The sequence below is a fragment of the Devosia sp. FJ2-5-3 genome (assembly GCF_029201545.1).
Taxonomy (GTDB): Bacteria; Pseudomonadota; Alphaproteobacteria; order Rhizobiales; family Devosiaceae; genus Devosia.
Genome location: NZ_CP104007.1, coordinates 1,850,474 through 1,876,884 on the forward strand (window position 1 = coordinate 1,850,474; position 26,411 = coordinate 1,876,884).

Below are 26,411 nucleotides of genomic sequence, written 5' to 3' on the forward strand. Positions count from 1 at the left end.
CGGGTGGTCGATATGCTTGCCTTCATTGTCAAACGCGTGCTGGGCATGATCCCGGCAATGTTCGCGATTTCAATCCTGGCCTTCACGGTCATCCAATTGCCGCCGGGCGATTATGTTTCGACCTATGCGGCGCAGCTGGCCCAGTCCGGCGAGAATGTCGACAGCGCCGCGCTCAATGCCCTGCGGGAGCGCTATGGGCTCGGCGAGAACATGGTGGTCCAGTACACCAAGTGGATCTCGGGCGTGCTGCGCGGGGACTTCGGCGACAGCTTTGAATGGCGCCAGCCGGTGACGGAGCTGATCTGGGGCCGCATGGGGATGACGGCGCTGATCTCGATCTGCACGTTGATCCTGATGTGGCTGGTATCGCTGCCGATCGGGATCTATTCGGCGGCGCGGCAATATTCGGTGGTGGATTATCTCTCGACCGCCTTTGCCTTCCTCGCCATGGCGACGCCGAATTTCCTGCTGGCCATTGTGCTCCTTTACATCACCACCATGTGGTTCGGCGTTTCGGTGGGCGGGCTGTTTTCGCCGCAATATGAGAGTGCGCCGTGGTCGCTGGGAAAACTCTGGGATTTCATCACCCATGCCTGGGTGCCGATCTTCGTCTTGGGAACGGCGGGGACGGCGAGCCTGATCCGTATCATGCGGGCCAATCTGCTTGATGAGCTGCACCGGCCCTATGTCGAGGCGGGGCGGGCCAAAGGCCTGCCGGAAGCACGGCTGATCCTTTCCTATCCGACGCGGGTGGCGCTCAATCCGTTCATCTCCACCGTGGGCTGGGTGTTGCCGGCGCTGATCTCGGGCGAGCTGATCGTTTCCACCGTGCTCAATCTGCCGACGGCCGGGCCGCTGCTGCTGCAGGCGCTCAAGAGCCAGGACATGTATCTGGCCGGGGCCTTTATCCTCCTCAGCGGAGCGCTGGTGCTGATCGGCACGCTGATCTCCGACATTCTCCTTGCCATCTCCGATCCGAGGATCCGCCTGTCATGACCCTCGAGGCAAAGCCATTCGATCCCAATGAGCTGCTCGACCAGCAGGTGACCGCCGGACAGTTCCAGGCGGCTGGCCAATGGGCAATGGTCTGGGCAAAGTTTAGGAAGCACAAGCTGGCGGTGATCTCGCTGGTTGTTGTGGGGCTGATCTATTTCGTGGCGCTGTTCGCCGAATTCCTCGCGCCCTATGACCCCGGCAAATTCGATCCGCGCTATACTTATGTGCCGCCGCAGAGCATCGGCTTTTTCGTTGATGACGGGGCGGGCGGGAGCAGGTTTCAGCCGCATGTGACCGGCTACAAGATCGAGCTCAACCCGGTGAGCTTTCGGCGTGAGTTCACGACGGACCCGGAAGCGATCATTCCGATCGGGTTCTTTGTCGAGGGGCAGCCCTATAAGCTCTGGGGGCTGTTCGACGCCAACCGGCACCTTGTCGGGCCGATTGATCAGAACCAGCCGTTTTTCCTCGCCGGTGGTGACCGGCTGGGGCGTGACCTGTTGAGCCGCACCATTCACGGCACGCGCATTTCGATGTCGATCGGGCTGGTGGGTGTTGGGCTGTCGCTGGTGATCGGCATGATCCTGGGGGGGATTTCGGGCTATCGCGGCGGCATGGTGGATCGGGTGATCCAGCGCGTCATCGAGTTCATCCGCTCGGTGCCGACCATTCCGCTGTGGCTGGGACTGGCAGCGGCGATGCCGAAGGACTGGCCGCCCTTGCAGGTCTATTTCTCGATCCTCGTCATCCTGTCGCTGATCGGCTGGACGGAAATTGCCCGCGTGGTGCGCGGCCGGTTTCTGAGTCTCAGGAGCGAGGATTTCGTGATCTCGGCGCGGCTCGATGGGGTGAGCGAATTCCGGCTGATCATGCGGCACATGATGCCCTCGCTTTATTCGCACATCATCGCGGCGATCACGCTGGCCATTCCCAATATGATCCTGGCGGAAACTTCGCTGAGCTTTCTCGGGCTGGGGCTGCAGCCGCCGATCGTCAGCTGGGGCGTGCTGCTGCAGGATACGCAGAATTTGCGGGCGATCACGCAGGCGCCGTGGCTGTTCATTCCGGGGATTTGCGTGGTGATCGCGGTGCTCTCGCTCAATTTCCTCGGCGATGGCGTGCGCGACGCCGCCGACCCCTATGCAAAGTGAGGGGAGGCTGATGTCCGCGCCAATCCTGTCGGTAAAGAACCTTTCGGTCGATTTTCCGCTGAACAAGCGGGTGCTCAATGCCGTCAAGAACATCTCGTTTGATCTCCATTGCGGCGAGACGCTGTGCCTTGTGGGGGAGAGCGGTTCGGGCAAGTCGGTGACCGCCCGGGCCATTCTGCAGTTGATCGCCAAACCGGGCGCGATCACGGGCGGGCAGATCATCCTCAACAGCGATGGCAAGGAGACCGATATCGTCGCCCTGGGCAGTTCCGGCCCGGCGATCCGCGGGGTGCGCGGGCGCAAGATTGCGATGATCTTTCAGGAGCCGATGACGAGCCTGTCGCCTGTGCACACGATTGGGCACCAGATCATCGAGACCATTCTGCTGCATGAAAAGATCAGCAAGGAAGACGCGCGAAAGCGGGCGGCGGCGCTGCTGGACCGAGTGCGTATCCCCAATCCGGAACAGGCGCTTGACCGGTATTCGTTCGAATTTTCGGGCGGGATGCGGCAGCGGGCGATGATCGCCATGGCGCTGTCGTGCAATCCGGAAGTGCTGATTGCCGACGAGCCGACGACGGCACTGGATGTGACGACACAGGCCGAAATCCTCAGCCTGATCAAGGAACTGCAGCGGGACCGCGGTATGGCGGTGTTGTTCATCACCCATGATATGGGCGTTGTGGCGCAGATCGCCGACCGGGTGATGGTGATGTTCCGCGGCGACAAGGTGGAGGAGGCCAATGTGTTTGACCTCTTCGAGCGGCCGCAGCAGGCCTATACCAAGGCGCTGCTCGGCTCAGTGTTGAAGCTTGAGACGCCGGGGCCGCGACCGGTGCGGCCGGCGACGGAAACACCGGTGGCGCAGATCGATGATCTGGCGCTACATTTTCCGCTCAATGCCGGGTTCTTCGGCAAGCCGACGGCCTATTTGAAGGCCATCGACGGGGTGTCGCTGACCATCAATGAAGGCGAGACGGTCGGCGTGGTGGGAGAGTCCGGTTCGGGCAAGACGACGCTGGGGCGGACGCTGCTGCGCGTTTATACGCCCACTGAGGGACAGGTGAACTATCGGCGCAGCGACGGCACGATTGTCGATATCGCCTCGCTGCGCAACGAGGGGATGAAGTCGCTCTATGGCGAAGTGCGGATGATTTTCCAGGACCCGCATTCTTCGCTCAATCCGCGCATGACCATCTATCAGATCATCAGCGAACCCTTGCGCACCAATACGAAGATGACCGAGGCGCAGATGCGCGGCCGGGTGGAGGAACTGCTGGCGCGGGTGGGGCTGCCGTCGGATATTGGAGACCGCTATCCGCACGCCTTTTCGGGCGGGCAACGGCAGCGCATTTCCATTGCCCGGGCCATTGCGGTGCGGCCACGGCTGATCATTGCCGATGAGCCGACCTCGGCGCTCGATGTGTCGCTGCGCCACCAGGTGCTCGATTTGATGCGCGATCTGCAGGCTGAATTTGGGCTGTCCTATCTCTTCATCAGCCACGACATTTCGGTGATCCGCTATTTCTGCGACCGGGTGGCGGTGATGAAAAACGGGCGGATTGTCGAGATCGGCGATGTTGCGCAGATCTGCGAGAGGCCGCAGCATGAATATACCAAGACATTGATCAGCGCGGTGCCGCGGCCCAATCCCAGATTGAGAGCGGACGCGCCGGCCCTAGGGTAATTTTATGACGAGAATTTTGCTGACCGGCGCCTCGGGGCGGCTGGGGACCCATTTGCGGAACTGGTTCAAAGCCAATGGCCGGGACTATCTGGCGAGCGATATCGTTCAGCCCGAGGACGGGGAGAAAGTGGAGATTGCCGATCTGGCGGATCGGGCTGATATCGACGCGCTGATGGCGCGGGATATTTCGGCGGTGGTGCACTTTGGCGGGATGGCCAAGGAGAACAAGTGGCAGAGTGTGCTCGATGCCAATATCGTGGGCACCTATAATATCTTCGAGGCGGCGCGGAAGGCGGGGGTGGGGCGGATCATTTATGCCTCGACCTATCACGTGCAGGGCATGTATCTGAGCGACGACGCGCCGATCGCGCTCGACGCACCGTTCCGGCCGGACTCGCTCTATGCGGTGTCCAAAATGTTCGGGGAGGGGCTGAGCCGGCTTTATCACGACAAGTTCGGGATCGAGTGCCTCGCCATCCGCATCTGCACGGCGGGCAATCCGGGAACCGACCGGGAGTCGCGGCTGTGGTTCAACCGGGACGACATGGCGCGCATGGTGGAGCATGGGCTGGATGTGCCGGCGCTGGGGCATCGGACGGTGTTCGGGATTTCCAACCGCGAGAACGCTTTCTTTTACAATGAAGATGATGCCGATTGGCATTTTGCGCCCGAGCACAATGGCAGCGAGCTGGTGCCGCTCGATCCGCATGCGCCGCTGGACAAGACTATTCAGTCGAATGTGCTGGTGGGCGGGGCGTTTTCGACCTGGGGACATATGGACGACGAATAGGCCACGGAGCCGAAAGCGTCTTGGCATCGAACGTCTGTTCGATGCCGGCGCTTCGCCGATCATTACACTCGCTCCATCCTCTTCTGCTGGAGTTCGGAGCGATGATCAAAAAGACAGTGCTGTCGGCGATGGTTCTCATCGCCGGAACCCGGAACAATCGGTATCGCGTGCAATGGAACGGCCCTGAGGCTGGATTTCCGCGCGCTTTGTGACGTCGGACGGTGGCCATTGCTCGGATGGGGGCGATTATCGCCGCCCGGCGCTGAGCCGCGGCCACTGAACCGATCCATCCGTCTCCGGTGCCTGGATTGCCCCCCGGCCGGGCACCGGGGGCGGCATGTTGTGGCAGTGTGTTCGACCTAGTGCGGGGCCATAAGCAGGCGGACGATATCGGTCTGGCGCCGCAGGCCGGACTTGTCGAAGATGCTCGTCAGCTGGGTGCGTACGGTTGCGAGCGATATGCCGAGGCGGCGGGCGATCTCTTCGCGGTCACCGCCAAAGGCCAGTTCGCGGAGCACTTCGGCCTCGGCTGGAGTGAGGCCATATTGCTGGCGAAGCCGGCCGATCTTTCGGGCGATGGTGATTTCGGGATCGGTGACGACCAGCATGATGTCGCAGCGTCGTCCGTCCCAGGTCACCCCGCCTGCGGGCAGGGGCACGACGAATATCTGGAGCGGCAGCGGCGAGCCCTGCCGCGCCACGGAGAGACTGGCGCCGGTCTTTGCCCCCTGGCCCCGGGAGCATTGGAATATCGCACGATGGAGCGCGTTGGTGTCGCCCTGGCTGGGGCATTGCAGGCGACCGTTGCGGAGGATCAGGCCATCTGGGGCGGAGACCATCGCCTGGGCGAGTTCATTGGCGGGCTCGCAGGTCTGATTGGCTGACACGAGAAAGACGGCGCGATCGGTTTGGTCCAGCGCTGAGAAGACGCCGAGGGTCCTGGCGTGGTTTTCGCGCAGGATTTGGTTGATCCGGAGCGCGCGGGTCAGATGCGGGGCGAGCTGTTCGAGAATGCCGAGCGTTTCGGCCTCGATCTCCCGGCGGGATGAAATCATCAGGATCGCTTCCCAGCCGCCAGTGGTCCTGATCTTCATGCCAACGCCGGCGAGATGGCCCTGTGGCAGGCACCAGTCGTTGTAGAACTCGCTGCGGTGGAATTGGCGGAGGTCGGCGAGATCGGCATCGACGACAGCCCGTCCATGCATCTGCTTCTGGAGGGCGAGCGGCATCGGGTTGCGCTCATGGTAATGTTCGGCATAGAGCCGGACCATGTGGGGATCGGTACGCGGGGCGACAAAGAGGGGGACGTGTCCCATGGTCATGCCGCCCAGGACGGCGTCAACGCCGTGCACGGCATCGCCGATCTTGCGCATCGTCGCCAGCCAATTGGCGGGATCAGCGCCGGCTTCGTAGATGTCGTCGATCAGGTCGGTGGTATTGGCCGCATACAACATCTGTCGCCACCAATTGTTGACGAGCCCGAGACGACAATAATCTTAGCTGGTTTTTCCAGACCATACTACTTGGCATGTATGTGAATTGAGGGCCGAGCGGCAGGACTGGGAGCGATCCCTGCTCGAGCAGTTCGGGGCGCCCGTGGGCGCCCCAGGTCCTCGCCGGGGGGAGGAAGGACCTTACTGTGTGCCGCCCCAGGCCTGGGGATAGTTCGGCATGTCTTCGCAACCGCACATGGCGTAGTGGAGCGGCGGCATTTTTTCGTTGATGTACTGGTCGAGCACGTCCTGGGTGATGGCGGGCTGGGGCAGGACCCATTCCGGACCGGGGACCTGTTCGCCCTTGAGCGTGTTCACGGCTGCGACGATGGCCGTGCGCCACTGATAGGTGGGGTAGGTCGGGGCGATGCCCTTGAAGCCAAGGTCACGCCATTTCTGGAGATAATCCTGCTGGTCTTCGCCGGTGACGACAGGGATGTCGTAGCCGCCATCCTCGAAGGCTTCGACGGCGGCAACGGCGGTGGCGCCGGCATCCATCCAGACGGCGTCGATGGTGCCGCGCTGGAGATAATCCTCGACGATGGACTTGGTCTTGGCGTTGTCACCATCGGTGAATTCTTCGCCGAGGATGGTCAGGCCCGCTTCCTTGAACATGTTGCGGGCGCCCGAGGCGCGGGTTTCGAGCACGTCGACGCCAGGCAGGATGCGCAGCATCAGCACTTTGCCGCCGGAGGGGACATTGGCGATGATGTGGTCAGCCGCCTGGATGCCGAAGCCGTAGCCGCCAACCGGATGCACGAAGGTTACCGGACAATCGGTGGTGACGCCGCGGTCGAAGACGATGACCGGCAGACCGGCGGCGCAGGCCTTTTCGACGGCCGGGGTGAGGGCAGCGGTGGAGTTGGGCGAGACGATCAGGGCGTCGCAATTGCCGCCGGCGAGCAAATCATCGATGTCGGCGATCTGCTTGTCGTCGGAGCCTTCGGCGTCGACATGGGTGAAGGTGCCGATCTCCGGATGGAGTTTCACTTCCTCGGTCATGTCGGTGTAGCCGACCACGCGCCAGGGATTGTTGACGCCGGCATTGGAGAAACAGACGGTCCAGGGACCCTCCTTCTTGAACTGGGCGGTGTCGACCATGGCGTCGCCCGCATATTGCAGATGGCGCTGATCGGCGGGGCCATTGAACGAGGCGGTCAGCTGTTCGCGCTGCTTGGCGAATTCAGCGGGATCATCGAAATTCGGGGCCTGGGCATTGGCTGCGGTCGGCAGCATGGCCAGCATGGCAAGAGTAATAAGGCTCTTTTTCAAGTCGTCCTCCCTTTGAGGTTTTAAAACCCATTCTCGACGGTGTGACCCGCCTTTCGTCGCTCATCGGCCCACGCGTTTGCGTTGATAGGTGGCGAAGGCCACCGCGCCGATGAGTATCAGGCCCTGCACAACCAACCGGACCGGTTGGGACAATCCGAGCAGGTTGAGCAGGGTGAAGATCGCCTCCAGAGCCAGCGCGCCGGCAATGGTGGCGGGAACGGAGCCGCGGCCGCCGAGCAATTGGGCGCCCCCGATGACGGCTGCGGTAATGGCCTGGAGCTCGAAGCCGGAGCCGATGTCGACCGACACGCCGGCGCGGCCGCCGAGGATGACCCCGGCCAGCACGGCGGTGAGCGAAGAGACGACGAAGGCGGCGATGCGCACCTTGGTGACCGGCACGCCGGCGAGGCGGGCGGCCTGCGGATTGTCGCCCACGGCATGGAGCATGCGGCCGTAATTGGTGCGGTGCATGCCCCACCAGAGGATCGTGCCGAAGACGAGGAGGCAGATGACGGCGATGGGCAGGATGCCGATGATCGGCACATCGGTGATGTTGTAGCGGCCGAAGAAGCGGAAGGTATCGGGGAGATAACCGCGTGGCGCGCCACCGGACCACATGAAAGCTACGCCATTGAGCGAGATCATCATGCCCAGAGTGGCGATCAGCGAGGGCACTTTGAGGAAGCTGACGACGAGGCCGTTGATGAGGCCGACGACGAGGCCGATGCCGAGCATCAGCGGAATGATCCAATAGGTGGAATTGGGATCATTGCTGGCCAGCATGGAGGATCCGATAACGGTGAGGGTCATCAGCGAGCCGACGCTGAGATCGAAGCCGCCCGAGACGATGACATAGAGCGCGCCGCCCGAAAGGATGGCGAGGGCGGCCACGCGCTTGAGATAATTCATGTAGCCGGTCGGCTCGGCGAAGGCCGGGTTGAGCACGATGATGGCGATGATCAGCGCGATAACAAGCACATAGACCGGGTTGATCCGGGGGAGGCTGCGGCGGGGCCGTTCGGCAGCGGTGAGGGAGTGATCTATCATGCCACGGGCCTCCGGGAACGGGCGGCGTAGAAGGCGACGGCAGCCACGATGATGATGCCGCGCAGCACCTGTTTGACGAAGGCATCGACGCCGGCGACGTTGAAGATGGAGTCGATCAGCGAGAAGATGATGACGCCGGCCATGGTGCCCCAGATGCCGCCTCGGCCACCGGCGAGGACCGTGCCGCCAATGACGACCACGGCGATGGATTCCAGATCATAGACGCCCTCGGCGCCGATCCAGGGCGCGCCGGAGCGCAGGCGCGAGGCGAGGTAGATGCCGGCGACTGCCGCGCAGAGCGAGCAGAGCACATGGGCGCCGATCACCACACGGGTGGTCTTGATACCGGCTAGTCGGGCCGCGTCCTGATTGCCGCCGACCGAATAGATGTCGGAGCCGAAGCGGGTGAAGCGGAGGACGAACCAGGCGAGGCCCGCCAGCGCGAACATGAAGATCAGCGAATAGGGGACGATGCCGATCGAGCCATAGGCGAAGATCTGGAATTCGGCCGGAACATTTCCAGCGAAGTTATTGTAATAATAGGACAAAATGCCTTGGATGATCAGCGACATGCCCAGCGTCCCGATCAGCGGATTGACCTCGAGCCGGGCGATGACGAGGCCGTTGATAAGGCCGATCACGGCGCCCATGGCGAGGACGGCAGCGATGGCGGGCAGCATCATGGCCGGGTTGCCGTTCATGACCACGGAGGTGACGACGGCCGCCGCCGAGATGACGCTGGCGACGCTGAGATCGATGGACGCGACCAGAATGGCGAAGGTCTGCCCGATAGCGGTGATGCCCAGGGTGATCGAGCGGCCGAGAATGGCGACGAGGTTTTCGAGGGTGAGGAAGCGCGTCTGGCCGAGCGCCAGAACGAGGCCGACATAGATCAGGATGGCGGCGAGGAGGAGGAGGGTCGAGGCGTGGCGGTCGAAGCGGAAGCGACGCGGCGGGAGAGCGTGCGGGGTGTCGGTCATGCGGCTGCTCCTGCCATTTCGCCGGTGGCGGCAAGCATGAGATCGGCCTCGCTGGCGGTGCGGTCGAACTCGCCGACAATGCGGCCTTCGCGCATGACGAGGATGCGGTCGGAGGCGCCGAGGATTTCGGGGAGATCGGAGGAGACCATCATGACGGCGGTGCCGGTGCGGGCGAGGTCACGCATCAGATGGTAGATGCTGGCCTTGGTGTCGACATCGATGCCGCGGGTGGGCTCGATGAAGATCAGCACCTTTGGCTTGAGGGCAAGCCAGCGGGCGACGATGGCCTTTTGCTGATTGCCGCCGGAGAGGAAGCGCATTTCCTGCTCGTAGGAGGGGGCTTTCACCCGCATCTCGTCGAGGAGGGCGTCCATGCCGGGCTGATCGATGAAGCTGTTGGCATCGGCGCCGCCGATGGCGCTGGAAAAGCTGCGGGCGGTGAGCATGCCGTTGTCGCGGACGGACTGCATGAGGACGAGGGCGCTGGCCTTGCGATCGCCGGGGAGCATGCCGATGCCGGCGCGGATGGCGTCGCGCGGGGACTGAAAGGAAACCGGCTGGCCATTGAGCGTGAGCGTGCCTGCGGCAAAGGGCGTGGCGCCGAAGAGGGCCATGGCCAGCGCCGTGCGGCCGGCGCCCTGAAGGCCGGCGAAGCCGACGATTTCGCCGGCGCGCAGTTCGAGATTGATGTCGCGCAGGGCGGCATTATTGCCGCCTGTGACGGTGAGGATGGCGGCGCCGATGTCGTCGGGTTTTGCGGCCTCGGGATAGAACTCGGCAATGTCGCGGCCGACCATGGCGCGCACGATGGCGTCGGGTGCGGGGACATGGTCAAAGCTGGCGGCGACTTCGCCGTCCTTGATGATTGTGACGCGATCGGCGAGGCGCGTGACCTCGCGCATGCGGTGGGTGATGTAGATGATGGCGGTGCCCGAGGCCCGCAGCTGATCGACAAGGCTGAACAGCACCTCGCACTCGCTTTCGTTGAGCGCGGCGGTGGGCTCGTCCATGACGATGACCTTGGCATTGAGCGAGATTGCCTTGGCGATTTCGACCATCTGCTGTCTGGCAACATCGAGATCGGAGACCAGGGTATCGGGCTCGATGCGGTGGCGGACGCCGAAGAGGCCGAGGACGCGGCGGGTCTCTTCGACCATGGCCTTGGTGTCAATCAGCCCATTGCGACGCGGCTCGCGGCCGAGGAAGAGGTTTTGCGCGACACTGCGTTCGGGCAGGAGCGAGAACTCCTGATAGATCACCGAAATGCCGGCGAGGAGCGCGTGTTGCGGGTGGGAGAAGTGCTGGACATTGCCGTCGATCAGCACCTCGCCCTCATTGGGCTTGTAGACGCCGGAGAGGATTTTTATCAGCGTCGACTTGCCGGCGCCGTTTTCGCCGCAAAGGGCGTGGACCTCGCCGCGACCGCAGGCGAAGGAAACGCCGCGCAGCGCCTTGACGCCGGGGAAGGATTTGGTGATGCCGCGCATCTCGATGACCGGGGTGCCACTCATGCCGCAAGCTCCTTGCCGGCAGCATCCCAGGTGCGGCGGATATAGGCGGCGCTCTCGGTGAAGAGGGTTTCGTAGTCCGGGAAGAGCGGGCGCCAGACGCGGGTGGCGGCGGCAATGGCAGGCAGGCCCGCGCCGAAGGCTTCGAGCGTCACCCAGCCGTCGTAGCCGGAACGGCGGACAGCGCCGAGAATGGCGGGAAAATCGATGTGGCCGCGGCCGGGGATGCCGCGATCGTTCTCGGAGATATGGACGATGCCGACATGGGGCGCGACGATTTCGTACGCCGCGACCTGGTCGCGGTCTTCGATATTGGCGTGGAAGGTGTCGTACATGATGCGCAGGGCCGGGTGGTCGACACGGCGCGCATAATCGCGGCACTGGGTGGTGGTGTTGAGGAAATAGGTCTCGAAGCGGTTGAGGTGTTCGAGGCTGATGTAGAGGCCATTGGCCTCTGCGCGTTCGGCCAGGGCATGGTGGGCCTCGGCGCCGTAGGCGATCTCGCTCTCGGTGGGTCCGGCGCCGGTGAAATGACCGATGGGGGCGTGGATCGGGCCGCCGACGCTCTGGGCGCCGAGAGCGATGGCGCAATCGAGCGCCCAATCGAGATGCGCTTTGCCGCGGGCGCGGATTTCGGGGTCTGAGGAGAGCGGATTGGCATCGGGGCTGGGGACCACTGAGGTGGTGCAGCGCTCCAGCTCCAAGGCGTCCAGCTGCTGGCCGAGCCAAGCATAATGAGCGGGATCGCCCGAGAGGACGGGGATTTCCACGCCGTCATAGCCCTCGGCCTTGATTTGTCGGATCGCGGGCAGGTGTGCCTCGGTGACAAAATCGGTCAGGCACAACAGGTTAATGCCCAATTTCATACGTTTTCCCCCTTGAAGCCGGGGTGCAGGAGGCGTTTTGAGGCACGTACAACAATTGAGGTACGGTCATCTTTTGGCAAAATTCGAACGCCGTCTGCACTGAGAGGCTTCATTCCTTCTCCCTGGCGCCGAAAAGCGAAGATCTGTCCGCTTAACGCGGCACTTGTTGACTTTCGGGCATGCTGCTCGCTAGCATTGGTGCGCGCTACCGACGTCATCATCATTACCCACCGCAATAGATCTCGGCGTTCAAATACGAACACTGGTAATTTTTATACATACGGGAGAGATCGCATGAACTCTGAGGCACGCGAAAAGGCGCTGGCGCGGCCGGCGGTTTTCACTGAGCCCGGCGCCCTGATGTATGCGGGCAATTGCGCAGATCTCTACGATGCATCGCTGGCGGGGAAGGTGACGCTGAACGCCTGGACGCGGCGAAAATATCCGGGCAGACCGCTTGGGAAGGCCCTGCCGCAGGTATTGTCCGTGGGCGGTTGGGACGCGGTGAAATCCCAGGATTGGGGGCTGCGGGAGCATTGCAACGAGGGCGTCAAGATCGCCTATATGGCGCGTGGCACCATGGTGCTGAAGATCGACGGACAGCGGCATGAAGTCAGCGAAGGGCAGATGTTTGTCGTCCGGCCCTGGCAATTGCACCAGTTCGGCGATCCGCATGTGGCGGCCAGCCAGATCGTCTGGGTGCTGTTCGACGTGGGCGTGCGGCGGCCGCATGAGGAATGGCTGTGGCCGGACTGGATGGGCTGGTCGGAACGCGACAGCGCGCGGCTGACGACGCTTTTGTCCTGCAATGAGCAACATGTGCTGACGGCCAGTCGCGACGTCGCGCGCAGTTTCCACGACATCGCCGAAATCGTGGCTGGAGGCGATGTGGTGGGCAGCGAGACCAAGATGCGGCTGCATATTTCGATGCTGCTGCTGCGGTTCATGGAGCAGATGGAGCGGGCCGAGCCAGTGTTGGACGCGGAACTGACCAGTTCGCGGCGCACGGTGCAGATCTTTCTGGCGCGGCTCGAACATGCGCTGGACGAGAACTGGACGCTGGAGAACATGGCCGCCGAATGTGGGCTGTCGCGGACGCAGTTTTCCCAGCATTGCCAGGCGCTGACCAATATGACGCCGGTGCGCTATCTGCAGATGGTGCGGCTGGAAGCGGCGAAACGCTGGCTGGCCGAGCGGGCGAGCGCGACGGTGACCGAGATCGCGTTCGAATGCGGGTTCTCGTCGAGCCAGTATTTCGCGACCTGCTACAAGCGGCGCTTCGGGTTCTCGCCGCAGGAAAGCCGGTCGTGATCTAGTCGGCGCTGGTGGCGCGGAGCGAGGGAATAGTGGCCGAGGCCGTCGTCTTGATCGCGTCAATGAGGGCCGCCACGGACGGCGTGAGTGGGCGGCCAATGGCGGTGATGACGCTCCAGCGGAACGGGACGTGGAAGGACAGCGGTACGGCGACGAGATCGGGGGACGGCAGGCCGGCGCCGGTCAGGGGCTCGACGATGGCGATGCCGAGGCCGTTGCTGGCCATGGACAGCGACACATAGGTGGCGTTGCAGGAGGTGACGGAGCGCGGGGAGACGCCCTGTTCGGCCAGCGCGCCGTCGATGAGCATGCGCAGGCGGTAGGGGTTGGCCGCCATGATCAGCGGTTCATCGCGGAGATCATTCGGGGTTAGAACTGCGGCGCTGGCGAGGCGATGTGTGCGGGAGACGACGGCGTGGCAGGGCACTTCGGCCTGCCAGTGGACGTCGAGCCCGGCATTGTCGACCGGCCAGCTGGCGAGGCCGAGGTCCGAAGTGCCGGAGACAACGGCCTGCACCACGTTTTCCGCCGAGATGGCCTGGATCTGCAATTGCCGCGAGCGGAGGCGTTCGTCCATGGCAGCGATGGCCGGGGGGAGGATGCCGGTGGCGAGGGATGGAATGGACGCGACCGTGAGAGGCAGGGCTTCGGCGGTGTTTATGGCCTGGGCCTTGTCCGAAATCGTCCGCAGCCCGGTGAGGAACATTTCGACGTCTTCGTAAAAGGCGAGGCCCTGGCGCGTGGGGGTGACGCGCGGGCCGCTGCGATGGAGCAGGGCAAAGCCGATCTGCGCCTCCAGATCCTGGATCTGGCGGGTGATGACCGGTTGCGACAGGCCGATGGCCTTGGCCGCGCCGGTGATGCTGCCGACCGAAACGACGGCAGCAAAGGCTTCGAGCTGGCGCGTGTCCAGATAATTGGATCGCATGTTTACCCTGCGAGTTGGTCCGGACCCCACAGATCAAGGCGTTGTCCGAACAGGTCCCCCTCCACCCGGGCCGGGCCATCGCCGAGGCGCAGCACGACCGGGTTTTGTTCAGAATATTCCGGCCAGGCTGATTTGTCGTCCACTCCGGCGATGAAATCGCGCCAGACGGCGTGGACTTCGCGCGCCGTATCGAGGCAGGAAATGGCCTGGAAATCGCGGAGGCGCGTGATGTCCATGCCCTCGCGGTACCAGACGTGGCCGACTTCGGCGCCGTGGGCCGCGCCGAGCTCATCGGCTTCGATGCGGCCGAAGAGATATTTGTAGACCGGCTGGTGACGGGAATGGAGGCGAGCGAACTGCGTTGTCGGGTTGTGGAACACGAGGTCGCCACCGATGGCGCGCCAGATGCCGTAAGGGGAATGATCGGGCAGGGCGGCGCGATAGGTCGCGACCATTTCAGCGCCGGTCTTGCCGAGGTTGCGTGCGCGCTCGTGCATCAGGGCAGCGACAGCCTCAAAGGTGAGGTCGGCGGGCAGTATGGTCGCGTGGGTGAGATATTCGGAGGTGGTGGTGCCGATCATCATCGGCACCTGGGTGACGCGACCGGCGGCGGCGGCGGTGTCAGGGTGTTCGAGGAGAGTGACGCCGTCGATCACCGGAACGAAGGGCACGCCGAGCATGGCGGCGGAGCCGTCGCGGTCGTAATCGTGGTGCTCATAGCTCTCGTTGCAGAGGTCGCGCTGGGCAATCAGCAGGGCGTCGATGGGTGCGGTGAGAATGCCAGTTTCATCGGTGCCGAGGGCGGCGCACATGCGGTTGGTGAGCTTTTGCGCGTCGTCCATTGAGGCAATGGCGGTGCTGGCGCCGCTCTGGGGAATGGCGCGGGCAAAGAGCCCCTTGGCTTCGGGCATGGCCATGACGGCGGCGATGGCAAAGCCGCCGGCCGACCGGCCGCCGAAACTGACGCGAGCAGGATTGCCGCCGAAATGGGCGATGTTCGCCTGCACCCATTTGAGGGCGGCCAAGAGGTCGAGGAGACCGCGATTGTCGGGCTTGCCTTCGAGATGGAGGAAGCCCAGCGCGCCGAGGCGGTAGTTGATTGTGACTTCCACGATGCCGCTTGAGGCAAAGGCGCCTGACTGGACAATGGGCTCATTGGCCGAACCGACGGCGTAGCCGCCGCCGTGGACCCAGACAAACACCGGGGCGTTGCCGGCGAGGTCGGGGGTGCGGATGTTGAGGGTGAGGAAATCCTCGCCCTGGGTCAGGTTGGAAGTCGCCCCCTTGCCTACGGGGCCATAGGTGGGGATCTGTGGGCAGACGCTGCCGTGGCGGGTGGCGTCGCGAACGCCATCCCATTGTTCGACAGCTTGTGGGGCTTCAAAGCGGCGCTCGGGCGTGCACGGGGCCGCATAAGGGACGCCGAGAAAACAGTGATTGCCGTGTTCGACAAAGCCTTCGATTTCGCCGCCGGGGACCGTGATGCGGGTCATTATATTTGTCCTCAAACGGCCTTGCGCAGACCAATCAGCTTTTCGACTACGACCACCACGGCCACCGAGATGAGAATAAGCACCACGGAGAGGGCGGCGATCTGCGGATCGGTGGAGTATTCGAGGTAGCGGTAGATTTCGGTCGGCAGGGTCGAGGTTTTGACCGAGACGATGAAGAGCGAGATCGTCGTCTCATCGAAGGAGATGAGGAAGGCGATGACGCCGCCGGCGATGATGCCTGGACGGATCAATGGCAGGGTCACGCGCCAGAACACCTGGAGCGGGGAGGCGCCATGAACCAGGGCTGCTTCCTCGACACGGCGGTCTACCGCCATCAGGCTCATGGTCACGGTGCGGACGGTGTAGGGGATGGTGACGCCAAGATGGGCGATGACGATGCCGATATAGCTGTCGAGCAGCTTGAAGGCGGCCAGCACCAGAACCAAACCAACGGCCAGCACAATATTGGGCACGATGAAGGGGGCGATAACGAGGAAGTTGACCGCGCCTTCACCCCGGAATTTGTGGCGGGTGAGGGCCATGGACAACAGCGTGCCGATGGCGACAGCGCCGATGCCGACGATGGTGCCGAGCCCGAGGCTGCGCCAGAAGGCGGAGATGAAGGCCTCGTTTTGCAACACGGCGATATAGGAGCCGAAGGACCAGCTTTCGGGCGGGAAGGCCAGGTATTTGCGGGTGTCGAAGGACACCACGAACACGATGATGATCGGCGCCAGAAGGAAGATGTAGAGCAGTGTGATGAGGCCGCGCCATGCGAATGCGGCCAGAGGAGAGGTCTTGTCCATATCAGGCCTCCAGAGCCCGAAGGGCGCGGCGATAGATGACGATCACCGAGCTGAAGAGCACGAGGAGCATGACGGCGAGTGCGGCGGCGAGCGGCCAGTTGAGGGTGACTGTTGCCTCCTGGAAGACTTCGGTGCCGAGCACGAAGACGCGGCCACCACCCATGAGGCGCGGGGTGATGAAGCCGGAAATGGCGAGCACGAAGACCAGCAGCGCCGCCGTGATGACGCCGGGCAGGCTCAGTGGCAGGATGATGCGGGTAAAAACCTTGAAGCGGTTGGCGCCGAGCATGGTGGCGGCTTCTTCAAGCTGTGAATTGAGGCGACCGAAACCCGAGAGCATTGCGAGGATCGCATAGGGCATGAGAATCTCGATCATCGCGATTGTAGCGCCGAGCTGGTTATTGCTCAGGCGCAGCGGCGCGTCGGTGAGGGTCAGCCATTGCAGCGTCGAATTGATGACGCCGCGGTCGCCAAGTATCACCATCCAGCCATAGGTGCGGACAACGCTCGAGGTGAGGAGCGGGGCGATGGCGAGAGCGGTGAGGATGCCGCGATATCTGCTGGTCGAGCGCGCGAGGAAAAGGGCGATCGGATAGGAGAGGATGACGGCGAAGATGGCGACGGTGACGCCGTAATTGAGCGTGTTTCCGGCGACGCGCCAATAGAAGGGGTCGGCCAGGATTTCGGAATATTTATCCAGCGTCCAATCGTCTCCGCCGCCGAGGGCGGAGGTAGAGAAGGAGGCGCGCAGGAGCCAGAGCATGGGGGCAACAAAGCTGACCCCGAGGGCGAGAAGGCCCGGCACCAACAGCACCAGTAGCAGAGTGCGACTGGTCTTTTTATCGACCGCCGTCACTGCTGCGCTCCGATGAGGGTAATGTCTTCAGGCGAGACGCTGAGGGTGACGGTCTGTCCGCGATCTGGCAGGGCGCCGGCATGGGTGGGCAGGTCGACCTTGAGGGTGCGGGAGCCGACCTCGACGTCCAGCGTCAGGGTTTCGCCGCGATAGACGAGGTGGGTGACAGTGCCGGAGAAGCTGTTGGGGCCGTCGGCGCCGAGGGTGAACCGGTGGGGGCGGACGAGGAGGCGGGCATCCTGGCCTGCCGGAATATCCTGGCCGACAGTGATGATACCAAGACCATCGACCTCGGCAGTACGGGAGCCGGTGGGACGGCCCGTGAAGAAATTGCCGGCGCCGATGAAGTTGGCGACGAATTCGGTGGCCGGGTAATCAAAAATCTGGCGGGGCGTGCCGATCTGCTCGATCTTGCCGGCCGACATGACGGCGAGCCGATCGGCCATGGAGAGGGCTTCGTCCTGATCGTGGGTGACAAAGATGGCGGTGACGCCAGTGCGGTTCTGGATCGAGCGGATTTCATCACGCATCTCGTCGCGTAGCTTGGCGTCGAGATTGGACAAGGGCTCGTCGAGCAGCAGGAGATTGGGCTCGATCACCAGAGAGCGGGCGATGGCGCAACGCTGCTGCTGGCCACCAGAGAGCTGGGTGATGCGGCGCGAGCCGTAACCGGCCAGTTTCACGAGATCGAGGGCGCGTTCGACGCGCTCGGCACGTTCGGCGCGCGGAACGCCGCGCATTTCGAGGCCAAAGGCGACGTTTTCAGCCACGCTCATATGCGGGAACAGCGCGTAGGACTGGAACACCATGCCCATATTGCGCTTGTGCACGGGGATCTGGGCCATGTCCTGGCCATTGAGCCAGATGTGGCCGGAGGTGGGGGTGATGAGGCCGGCGACCATGCGCAGGATGGTTGTCTTGCCGCAGCCCGAGGGGCCGAGAAGGGCGAGCATTTCGCCCTTCTCGAGATCGAAATCGACGTGATCAACGGACGGCACGCTGCTGCCGGGGTAGGTCTTCACCAGTTTTTCGACGGTGACGTGCTTGTTCGACATGGGCGTGCTGTCCGGTTCGACGGGGATTAATTGAAGGCGATGACTTCGCGGTTGATGCGCTGGATCCAGTCGGAATAGACCGTGGCAATGAACGACCAATCGAGGGTCATCTGCGCGGCCTGCGCTTCCTTGGAGCCATAGATGCGGGCGGCGACGTCGTCCGAGAGCTCGACGGTGGTGTTGACCGGACCGTAGAAGCTCTTTTCGGCAAAGGTTGCCTGGGCTTCGGCGCTGAGGGCGTAGTCAATGAAGAGCTGCGCCGCTTCAGCGTTCTTGGAGCCTTCCACCAGATTGATGGTGTTGGTCTGGCCGATGCTGCCTTCGAGGGGAGCGGCAATGCCGATAACGCCGTCCTGGGTGTCGTGCAGGTACTGGGCACGGCCGTTCCAGCAGATCGAGAGATCGACTTCGCCGTTCTGGACGACGGCGTAGCAATCCGGAGCCGGGTCCCAGGTGAGGACGTTGGGGGCGAACTCATTCATCGCGGCAATCGCCGGATCAATGGTTTCCTTGTAGTCGGCGCCGGCCATGGAGTTGAGGATCGGCAGCAGGATCACGCCGCGGGTGTCGCCGAGGCGAGCAGCGATACGGCCCTTGTACTTTTCGTCCTTGAGGTCGTTCCAGCTGGTTGGCGGCTCGGTGACGGTCTTGGTGTTGTAGAGGATCGCCAGATTGTCCTGCGAGAAGGCAATGGCGCGATCTTCCTCGATGCGGGCCCAATCGGGCTGCTGGGCGAGGTTCGGCACGGCAGCCGGATCGAGCTGGGCGGTGAGGCCCTCCTTGGCGGCGGTGATGGCCACGGCCACGTCGATCAGTGCGATATCGACGGTCGGGTCGTCCTTCTGCAGGGTCAGCAGGGCCAGCGTCTCAGCCGAATTCTTGGACGGCTGGTAGACGATGTCGATCTCGGGGTGCTTTTCCTCAAAGGCCGAGATGACGAACTTTTCGTAGTTCTCGGCAAAGACGCCGGAGAAGCCGACGACGTTCACGGTGGTGACGTCCTGGGCCTGAGCGGCGCTGACGGCACCGAAGGCAGTGGCGGCCAGAAGGCCAGTGGCAAGAAGACGGATCATGGTGATGTTTCCGAGGTTGAAATCAGGGGCGCGGGGTCCAGGCGGCGTCGAGAACACGAAGCCAATTGCCGCCAAGAATTTTGGTGATTGTCTCTTCGCTCCAGCCGCGAGCGAGCATGCGCGCGGTGAAGTTTGGCATGTCGGTCATGCGGCTGATGCCAGCCGGCTTGTTGATCTTGACCGAGCCGAATTCGGTGAGCTTTCGCGCAGTGCCCTTGTCGCGATTGGCCCAGAGGAGCCAGTCGCTGGGGCGGGGGCGATCGAGCGAGAAATCGGTGCCGATGCCGACATGGTCTTCGCCGACGAGATTGATGACATATTCCATGGCGTCGAGGACGTCTTCGACCGTCGCGTCATTGCCGGCGGCAAGGCCAGGCGCGAAGAGGCTGATGCCGATCAGGCCGCCCTTTTCCGCGCAGGCGGTGAAGAGGTGGTCGGGCTTGTTGCGCTTAACGTCGTGCAGGGCGCGCGGCAGGATGTGCGAAATGCAGACGGGACCCTTGGCGTATTCGATGACGTCGGCGCTGGTCTTGTCGCCGACATGGCTGAGGTCGCAGAGGACGCCGACGCGCGCCATTTCGTCGAGGACTTCGCGGCCGAAACCGCTGAGGCCACTGTCGTTTTCCTCGAGATAGCCGGAGCCGGAATAGTTCTGGGTATTGTAGGTGAGCTGCATGATGCCCACGCCGAGGTCCTTGAAGATCTCGACATAGTCGAGCTTGTCCTCGAGGGGGGACGTGTTCTGCCAGCCCATGATGATGCCGGTCTTGTTCTCGGCCTTGGCAGCCTCGATATCGGCGACACGGCGGACGGGGCGGAGGATGTCGCTATTTTCACGCAGGAAGTGCTTCCACTGCGAGACATAGTCGATGCCTTCGCGGAAATTTTCCCAGAGCACGGTGGAGACGTTTACGGCGGTGATCCCACCGGCGCGCATCTCCTCGAAGATCGGGCGGCCCCAGAGCGAGGTTTGCAGCCCGTCAACGATGATGGCGCGATCGTGCAGCGCCTGCGCCTCGGGCGGGATCACAGGGGTTGGTGTGCTCATCAGGCTGTTTCCTTGATTGCGGCGGCGAGGGCGCGCTGGACAAAATCGAGGCGGTCCTGGCCCCAGAAGAGTTCGTTACCGATGACGTAGGTCGGCGTGCCGAAAATGCCGCGTGCCTCGGCCTCGGCGAGATTGGCGTGCCACTGGGCGACGATGTCGGCGTCCTGCGGCTCGCGGATGAACTGCTCGCCTTCCGTGCCGACCGTCGCGCGGGCAAATTCGCGCAAAGTGTCTAGATCGGCGATGTCGCGATCCTCGGCCCAGAGGCCGCGCTGGACGGCAAAGGAGAAGGCGAAGGCATCAAGGCCCGCGTTCTGCATGGCGATGACGGCCTGGGCGGCGATTTCGATGGTGCGGCAGGGATAGAATTTGGGCGCGAGGTTGAGCGGAATGCCGAGGTGCGCGCGCCAGCGGGTCAACTCCACCGCGTGATAGGCCTGACGGCCCTCGGGGCGGGTGCGCAGCGGGATGCCGCCATTGGCCTCGATGATGCGGATGGGCCGCAGGATGAGCCGGGCACCGGCAGCGTCGGCTATCGATTTGGCGCGCTGGGCGCCGAAATAGGCCCAGGGCGAGGAAATGCCGTAAAAGACCTGAAGGTCGGGAATACTCATGCTGAAATGTCCTGGTCGGCCTCGATCCACTCATCACCCAGAAGTTCGGGGATGTCGTAGTCGAGGAAATTCTGCAGGTGGATGTCCCGGTCTTCGACGAAGATCGAGCGCGCCAGGGACTGGGCCAGCCGCGTCGCGCCTTCGCCGATGGAAGGGATGCCGCTGGTGATCTTTCCGTGGGTCATGACCGCCGGAAGCGAGAAGCAGTAGATATTCGAGATTGCTCCGGGCGATCCGTCGCGGGGGAGGAACTCGAAGCCGGGCCCGAGATAGGGCATCTGGCTCAGGCCCCTGTTCTGGAGCTCTGCCGGCGGGGTATAGGCATCGGCCCAGCGTTTGACGTGGGGATCGAGCGTGCCGAGTTCCCGGCGGGCGCTGAAATCGACCGAAAATCCGGTGGCGAAAACAATGAAGTCAGCGTCGTAAGTGCCCTTTGGCGTCGTGATTTCGAGGTGGTCCTGGAGCTCGCGGAGGCCAGTGATCGGGCTTGCGAAATGGAAGTGGGCATTGTCGTGTCGCGAGACGCGCAGGACGCTGTGGCGCGGAGCGGGGAGTTGAAAACGCTCTCCTTCGGCCATGAAGCGCCATTTGACATCGTCGGGCAGGCCGAGGAAGCCATAGGTCATGCCCCGGCTGCCGGTTCCGGTGAATTTGTCGACGCGCGGCATGGTGGGGCGACGGATAAAGATATCGACGCGCGCCGCGCCTGCCTCGAGGGCGGCTGCGGCATTGTCCATGGCGGAGGCGGCAGCGCCGACGATGGCGACGCGTTTTCCCGCGAGAGCGTTGATGTCAAAGACATCGTAGGAATGGGCCATTCGCTCAGGCGAAATGGACTGCGCGAGGGATGGAACCGCAGGTTGCCCCAAACCGTCGATGCCGGTGGCGAGGATCACGCGCCGGGCGAGGATCGTGTCGGACATGCCATCGCGAACCCGCGTCAATTCAACGAGGCCGCCGTCAGTCAAATTGATCGCGGTGATCTCACTGCCGTTTTCGACCGGAAGGTCCAGCACTCGCCGGTACCACAGCAGATAGTCCATCCACATCAATCGCGGCACGAGGTGCATTTCTTCGAATGCCGCCGCGCCATATTGCGCTTCGAACCAGGCGCGGAAGGTCAGAGCCGGAATGCCGAGCGCCGTTCCGGCGGCTTCCTTGCGCGTGCGCAGCGTTTCCATTCGTGCCGAAGTGACCCACGGCCCCTCCCGGCCCTCCATGGCCTTGTCGAAGATCTGCACATTGGCGATGCCGATATTGCGGAGGGCTGCGCAGGACACGAGGCCGAGCATGCCGCCGCCGACAATGGCAACATCGAGTATCCTGGCGCCATTCTCTACTCGAGCGGGAACCCAGTGCTTCGCCGGCAGCGCGAGCCAAACCAGCTCCTGGCGAAGGCGTGTTTCGAGGGCTTGCAGCCGGGAATGGGAGTCGGGGAGAATGTGCATTGCGATTTCTAGTATGCATATTTTGCATTTTCATCGCGACATTATGTTCAGAATGAATTTTCTGACTGTGATGTCGGGAACGAAAATTCGTTCCCGTTGCGCGCCCTGGAGGGTGGCGGGCAGCGTGACCGGGGCGGGGCGATTGGTTGCGGGACAAGCTGATCGCGCGCGGGCGGCGGTTCTGCGCGCCAAGCCGAGCGCGGAACGGGGGTTTTGGCTGCCAGCCGGGCCCCATTATGCCCCGACGGCCCGCCTTATTTGGTGACTGCCCGACTTTTGTTGCGGATGCGCCGCCCCTTATTGGCTCGCGTCATCAAGGCTGTCCCGAAAATCGTTCCAGCCGGCGTCGACGGAGGAGGGGGCTTCGCTCCAGTCCCTCATCGGCTGGCCGGTAGCGGGATCACGGGCGGGTATCGGCAGCATCATGATGCGTTTGACCGCTGCCCGGCGTCCGGCTTCGTCAAGCGACGCGACCGGCATATTGTCCCAGTCTCGCCCGTCGGGATAGCCGCCCACCATCATGATGTCGTCGGAATGGTCGACCATGGCATGGGAAACACCCGCCGGCAGCACGATCACGTCGCCGGCCTCCACCCGGGCCTTTATTCCGCCATCGCCGAACAGCTCGACATCCATCCAGCCCCGCGCGCAGCCAAGACATTCATGCGTGGTCGAATGAAAATGCGGGTAGGTATAGACGCCGGGATAACGCCAATTGTTGAGCCAGCCATTGTTCTTGAACAAGGCGATCAACTGGTCTTCGCCACCGCCAGGCAGGGCGCCGCGATGGATCAAGAGGGGGAAACGGCTATTGGGCAGAAGTCCTACCGGCTTTGACCAGTGCTGTTCGGTCTTCATCCTAATCCTCCTTGCGCTTTCCCCAGGCGCTACCGTCGGGACGATAGGAAGACTGTACTGCATGAACGCGCCCGTACAAGTGCAGTGTTTGGCAGAAAATCGGGGATGGCTGGTCTAGGGCATACAGCCGAGTGTTCAGGGTGCGCGCGAGAGGTGATCAGCCGGAGGTTGCGCCAGCTGTCTGATATTGACGCAAGCCCTGGGCGATCGAGGTTTTTCCGACATAGCCGAGGTCTTGACGGGCGGCGGCGTCGCTGGTGCTGAATTCGCGGCCGATCATGCGCACCATCGATCGCGACAGGGGCGGATCTTCGGCTCGGCACCTCATGGCCCAGACCATTTCCATCATTTTGCCCACGATGAACGCCAGTCCATATGGCATCGAACGGAGCGTCTCCACCGAGAGCCCCTGAAGGCCGGCAATCATGGCGATGAACTCCCGGAAGGTCAGTTTTTCCTGGTCGTTCACGAAGTAGGCGCGACCGCCAATTCCGCGATCGAGGGCGCATTCTATGGCTTCGACGACGTTGTCGACGTGGCAGGTGGCGTAGGCGTAGTCGCCGCGGTTGATGAAGGCGAACTGTCCCGACGCGATCGCCGCCGGAAGCTCCCGGGTCCACATGTCGCCCGGTCCCCAGATGCCGGGGGGACGGATTGCGATCGTCCGAAAGCCGGGCTGACCGGCGCCCAGCACCAGTTCCTCGGCCTGAGCCTTGCTGGCGAGATAGGCCGAAAAGCTGTCGGGATGGGCAGGGGCGCTTTCATCGGCGCCACGCACCGGCGAGCCGCGATCATCCATAATGATGCCGGCGGCGCTGACATAGATCAGCTTCTTTGCGCCGGCCGTCCTGGCCGCCCCGATGAGCGCGGCCGTGCCATCGACATTGGTGCGGAAATAGGGCTTGCGCGGGCCGGCAAAGCGAAAATGGGCGGCCGCGTGCACAACGGCATCGATGGGCGGCAATGCAAGAGACTGGCTTTCGAGGTCGCCCTCGACCGGCTTGGCGCCCATCGCGGCTAATATGCCTTGCGATGATGGTGATCGGGCCAGCGCGTAGACTTCGTGGCCCGAGGCGGCCATGCGGGCGATTATGCGCGTGCCAAGGAAACCGGTGCCGCCGGTAACAAGGATCCTCATGATCTCAGTCCTTCTTTTCAGAATGGATTATCGCCTGCATGGCGCGGTCACGCAGATCGTCGACGATGGCGGGATCGGGCGGCGTCGCTCCGCGCTGGTGCGCCGTCACATGGAGGAGGGACGCCGCGTTCGCGGACGCCCAGGCAAGATCCGCTGCAGCCTCGACTGGCAACGCAAGGCGCCCTTCGGCCTGGACCGCGCCAACCCGCGCGAGAAGGAGGTCATAGGCCTTCCGTGCCGCGGGGATTTCGGCACCCAGCAAAAAGCGGCTCATCATCGCGACGTAGAGCCGGGGTCTGGCCGCAGCAAAGCGGACATAATTGTCCCAGCCCTCGCGCAGGGCCGTTTCGGGGTCAGTCGACTGCGTGGCGGCCAGCTTGCCCGCAAGGAACTGCGCAAACGCCTCTTCCATGGCGGCGCTGAGCAGGCCGTCGGCATTGCCGAAGTGATGATAAAGGGTCGGGGCCGTGACCTTGGCGATGACGCAGACCGCTCGGGTGGAAAATTGAGCTTCGCCATCCTGTTCCAGGACCTGCAAGGCGGCAGCGACAAGGGTTTCGCGTGTTTTCATTCTCAACGTATAGCACTGTTACCACCGTGTATATAGCGGTGCTATAGGTTTGCGTGAGCGGCATGCCAGAAGAAAAAGCGGATCGGATCCGACCGCACCCTGCTTGCGTTTCCATTGGAGCTCCCGCGCCATAGCAGTGCTTCAGACCACGGCGGAGCTTGCATTCTGCGGCGATTGAGCAGAGGAACAGATTTCAAGATTTGAGGCAAAATGGCACGCAAACCCAACTACGACTTCGAGCGCAGAGAGCGCGAGCGGCTCAAGAAGCAAAAGAACGAGGAGCGCGCCCGGGCAAAAGTGGCACCTGCGGCGGACGACGATGTCGCCAGCGATGCAGCCGATCAGCCCCCCGGCGAGGAAGGCTAGGTGCGTTTCCGCGGCAGTCGTGCATATGGGGCGCTCGAGCATGGTCTCTGGAGGTCGGAGTGATGGCGTTTCCGATAGACCAGTCCTTTGAGCGACTGCGGCCCCTCGGTTGGCAGAGCTTTTTCCAGGAGCAGTTGAGCGAGGATGATCTCGCGCTGTCCCCCCTGCGTATCGACGCTGTCCACCGGGCGCGGATGACGGCACTGTCCGGTCAGGAACAAGTCGAAGTCGGGCTGCCGCCGCGCTCGGATACGTCCGAATATGCGGTCGGCGATTGGGTGCTGGCGGATCCGCTTACGCGCGTGCTGTCGCGCCGGCTGGAGAGGAAGGCCCTGCTCCAGCGTCCCGGAGATGGGCAAAGGCCGACACAGCTCGTGGCCGCGAATGTCGACACCCTGTTTATCGTGGGGTCTTGCAATGCCGACTTCAACCTGGCCCGCCTCGAGCGCTATCTGGCATTCGCCAACGATGCCGGCACCGAGCCCGTCGTCGTCTTGACCAAAGCCGATATGGCGGACGGCGCGCAGGAGTATCAACGACAGGCCGCCGCCCTGCAGCGGGGGCTGGCCGTGGTGACCATCAATGCGCGCTCGGAAGAGGCGGTGGACACCCTCAAGCCATGGTGCGGGGCAGGGGCGACCGTTGCGCTGGTGGGATCGTCCGGCGTTGGCAAGTCGACACTGGTCAATACGTTGGTGGGCAAGGGCTGGCGGCAGCCGCAATTGACCGGGAGTGTTCGCGAGGGCGATTCCAAGGGGCGGCATACCACGACGTCGCGCTCCCTCCACGCAATGACCGGTGGCGGCTGGGTGATCGATACGCCGGGGGTCAGAAGCCTGCATCTCAAAGATGTCGGCGAGGGTCTCGACATCCTTTTTGCCGAGATCACCGAGCTGACACCGCAGTGCAAGTTCCGCAATTGCACGCATGACCATGAACCCGGTTGCGCGGTTCTTGCTGCCGTCGCCAACGGCAGTCTCGATCCCGACCGGCTGGACCGATGGCGCAAGCTTCAGGCCGAGAGCAATAGCGGCAAGCGCAGCCGCTGATTCT

25 protein-coding genes are annotated in these 26,411 nt (G+C 63.2%); 7 read left to right on the plus strand and 18 right to left on the minus strand.

Going from position 1 to position 26,411, the window contains the following annotated elements:
* Window positions 1-12: 12 nt before the first annotated feature.
* From N0P34_RS08900 to N0P34_RS08915, 4 genes are read left to right on the plus strand one after another with little or no spacing between them, the layout of a single operon-like run.
* Window positions 13-996, plus strand: coding sequence for an ABC transporter permease (locus N0P34_RS08900; protein ID WP_275606663.1), 984 nt, complete (start codon window positions 13-15; stop codon window positions 994-996).
* Window positions 993-2,147, plus strand: a complete 1,155-nt coding sequence (locus N0P34_RS08905; RefSeq protein WP_275606664.1) for an ABC transporter permease — start codon at window positions 993-995, stop codon at window positions 2,145-2,147. Before N0P34_RS08900 ends, N0P34_RS08905 begins: the two co-directional genes overlap by 4 nt.
* A 10-nt stretch (window positions 2,148-2,157) precedes the next feature.
* Window positions 2,158-3,834 (plus strand): ABC transporter ATP-binding protein, encoded by a 1,677-nt coding sequence (locus N0P34_RS08910; protein ID WP_275606665.1) that lies wholly within the window; start codon window positions 2,158-2,160, stop codon window positions 3,832-3,834.
* A 4-nt stretch (window positions 3,835-3,838) separates the two neighbouring features.
* Window positions 3,839-4,624 carry an NAD(P)-dependent oxidoreductase gene (locus tag N0P34_RS08915; protein WP_275606666.1) on the plus strand — a complete coding sequence of 262 codons (786 nt, stop codon included), beginning with the start codon at window positions 3,839-3,841 and terminating at the stop codon, window positions 4,622-4,624.
* Window positions 4,625-4,983: 359 nt separating this feature from the next.
* On the opposite strand, the gene N0P34_RS08920 is transcribed toward N0P34_RS08915, so the two are convergent.
* The 6 genes from N0P34_RS08920 to N0P34_RS08945 form a co-directional block, all read right to left on the minus strand.
* On the minus strand, window positions 4,984-6,078 hold the full coding sequence (locus N0P34_RS08920) for a helix-turn-helix transcriptional regulator (RefSeq protein WP_275606667.1): 1,095 nt from the start codon (window positions 6,076-6,078) through the stop codon (window positions 4,984-4,986).
* A 180-nt stretch (window positions 6,079-6,258) separates the two neighbouring features.
* Complete coding sequence (locus N0P34_RS08925; RefSeq protein WP_275606668.1) at window positions 6,259-7,389, minus strand: substrate-binding domain-containing protein; 1,131 nt, start codon at window positions 7,387-7,389, stop codon at window positions 6,259-6,261.
* A 60-nt stretch (window positions 7,390-7,449) separates the two neighbouring features.
* A complete protein-coding gene (locus N0P34_RS08930; RefSeq protein WP_275606669.1) occupies window positions 7,450-8,436 on the minus strand; it encodes an ABC transporter permease in 987 nt (328 codons plus the stop codon).
* Window positions 8,433-9,416, minus strand: a complete 984-nt coding sequence (locus N0P34_RS08935; protein ID WP_275606670.1) for an ABC transporter permease — start codon at window positions 9,414-9,416, stop codon at window positions 8,433-8,435. Before N0P34_RS08935 ends, N0P34_RS08930 begins: the two co-directional genes overlap by 4 nt.
* On the minus strand, window positions 9,413-10,927 hold the full coding sequence (locus N0P34_RS08940; protein ID WP_275606671.1) for a sugar ABC transporter ATP-binding protein: 1,515 nt from the start codon (window positions 10,925-10,927) through the stop codon (window positions 9,413-9,415). Before N0P34_RS08940 ends, N0P34_RS08935 begins: the two co-directional genes overlap by 4 nt.
* Window positions 10,924-11,790: a sugar phosphate isomerase/epimerase family protein gene (locus tag N0P34_RS08945; RefSeq protein ID WP_275606672.1), complete on the minus strand. Its 867-nt coding sequence runs from the start codon at window positions 11,788-11,790 to the stop codon at window positions 10,924-10,926. The genes N0P34_RS08940 and N0P34_RS08945 overlap by 4 nt, the downstream gene beginning before the upstream one ends.
* 294 nt (window positions 11,791-12,084) lie before the next feature.
* Between N0P34_RS08945 and N0P34_RS08950 the strand changes: the two genes are divergently transcribed.
* Complete coding sequence (locus tag N0P34_RS08950) at window positions 12,085-13,101, plus strand: AraC family transcriptional regulator (protein ID WP_275606673.1); 1,017 nt, start codon at window positions 12,085-12,087, stop codon at window positions 13,099-13,101.
* A gap of 1 nt (window position 13,102) precedes the next feature.
* Here the strand turns inward: N0P34_RS08950 and N0P34_RS08955 are convergent, their stop codons facing one another.
* The 12 genes from N0P34_RS08955 to N0P34_RS09010 form a co-directional block, all read right to left on the minus strand.
* On the minus strand, window positions 13,103-14,032 hold the full coding sequence (locus tag N0P34_RS08955) for a LysR family transcriptional regulator (protein ID WP_275606674.1): 930 nt from the start codon (window positions 14,030-14,032) through the stop codon (window positions 13,103-13,105).
* Window positions 14,033-14,034: 2 nt separating this feature from the next.
* Window positions 14,035-15,525 (minus strand): carboxylesterase family protein, encoded by a 1,491-nt coding sequence (locus N0P34_RS08960; protein WP_275606675.1) that lies wholly within the window; start codon window positions 15,523-15,525, stop codon window positions 14,035-14,037.
* An 11-nt stretch (window positions 15,526-15,536) separates the two neighbouring features.
* Entirely contained in the window at window positions 15,537-16,331 is a 795-nt protein-coding gene (locus N0P34_RS08965; protein WP_275606676.1) for an ABC transporter permease, read from the minus strand.
* 1 nt (window position 16,332) lies between these two features.
* Window positions 16,333-17,187 (minus strand): ABC transporter permease, encoded by an 855-nt coding sequence (locus N0P34_RS08970; RefSeq protein ID WP_275606677.1) that lies wholly within the window; start codon window positions 17,185-17,187, stop codon window positions 16,333-16,335.
* The gene (locus N0P34_RS08975; protein WP_275606678.1) at window positions 17,184-18,242 is read right to left on the minus strand and encodes an ABC transporter ATP-binding protein; all 1,059 of its coding nucleotides are present in this window, start codon (window positions 18,240-18,242) and stop codon (window positions 17,184-17,186) included. Before N0P34_RS08975 ends, N0P34_RS08970 begins: the two co-directional genes overlap by 4 nt.
* 26 nt (window positions 18,243-18,268) lie before the next feature.
* Window positions 18,269-19,315 (minus strand): ABC transporter substrate-binding protein, encoded by a 1,047-nt coding sequence (locus N0P34_RS08980; protein WP_275606679.1) that lies wholly within the window; start codon window positions 19,313-19,315, stop codon window positions 18,269-18,271.
* A 22-nt stretch (window positions 19,316-19,337) separates the two neighbouring features.
* Window positions 19,338-20,363, minus strand: a complete 1,026-nt coding sequence (locus N0P34_RS08985; protein WP_275606680.1) for a dipeptidase — start codon at window positions 20,361-20,363, stop codon at window positions 19,338-19,340.
* On the minus strand, window positions 20,363-20,977 hold the full coding sequence (locus N0P34_RS08990) for a 2-hydroxychromene-2-carboxylate isomerase (RefSeq protein ID WP_275606681.1): 615 nt from the start codon (window positions 20,975-20,977) through the stop codon (window positions 20,363-20,365). Before N0P34_RS08990 ends, N0P34_RS08985 begins: the two co-directional genes overlap by 1 nt.
* Window positions 20,974-22,425: an NAD(P)/FAD-dependent oxidoreductase gene (locus N0P34_RS08995; protein ID WP_275606682.1), complete on the minus strand. Its 1,452-nt coding sequence runs from the start codon at window positions 22,423-22,425 to the stop codon at window positions 20,974-20,976. The genes N0P34_RS08990 and N0P34_RS08995 overlap by 4 nt, the downstream gene beginning before the upstream one ends.
* Window positions 22,426-22,722: 297 nt before the next feature.
* Window positions 22,723-23,283, minus strand: a complete 561-nt coding sequence (locus N0P34_RS09000; protein WP_275606683.1) for a cupin domain-containing protein — start codon at window positions 23,281-23,283, stop codon at window positions 22,723-22,725.
* Window positions 23,284-23,440: 157 nt separating this feature from the next.
* On the minus strand, window positions 23,441-24,421 hold the full coding sequence (locus N0P34_RS09005) for an NAD-dependent epimerase/dehydratase family protein (RefSeq protein WP_275606684.1): 981 nt from the start codon (window positions 24,419-24,421) through the stop codon (window positions 23,441-23,443).
* 4 nt (window positions 24,422-24,425) lie between these two features.
* Entirely contained in the window at window positions 24,426-24,992 is a 567-nt protein-coding gene (locus N0P34_RS09010) for a TetR/AcrR family transcriptional regulator (protein ID WP_275606685.1), read from the minus strand.
* A 210-nt stretch (window positions 24,993-25,202) separates the two neighbouring features.
* On the opposite strand from N0P34_RS09010, the gene N0P34_RS09015 reads away from it, so the two are divergent.
* Window positions 25,203-25,358, plus strand: a complete 156-nt coding sequence (locus N0P34_RS09015; RefSeq protein ID WP_275606686.1) for a hypothetical protein — start codon at window positions 25,203-25,205, stop codon at window positions 25,356-25,358.
* A 62-nt stretch (window positions 25,359-25,420) separates the two neighbouring features.
* Complete coding sequence (gene rsgA / locus N0P34_RS09020) at window positions 25,421-26,407, plus strand: ribosome small subunit-dependent GTPase A (RefSeq protein WP_275606687.1); 987 nt, start codon at window positions 25,421-25,423, stop codon at window positions 26,405-26,407.
* Window positions 26,408-26,411 lie beyond the last annotated feature (4 nt).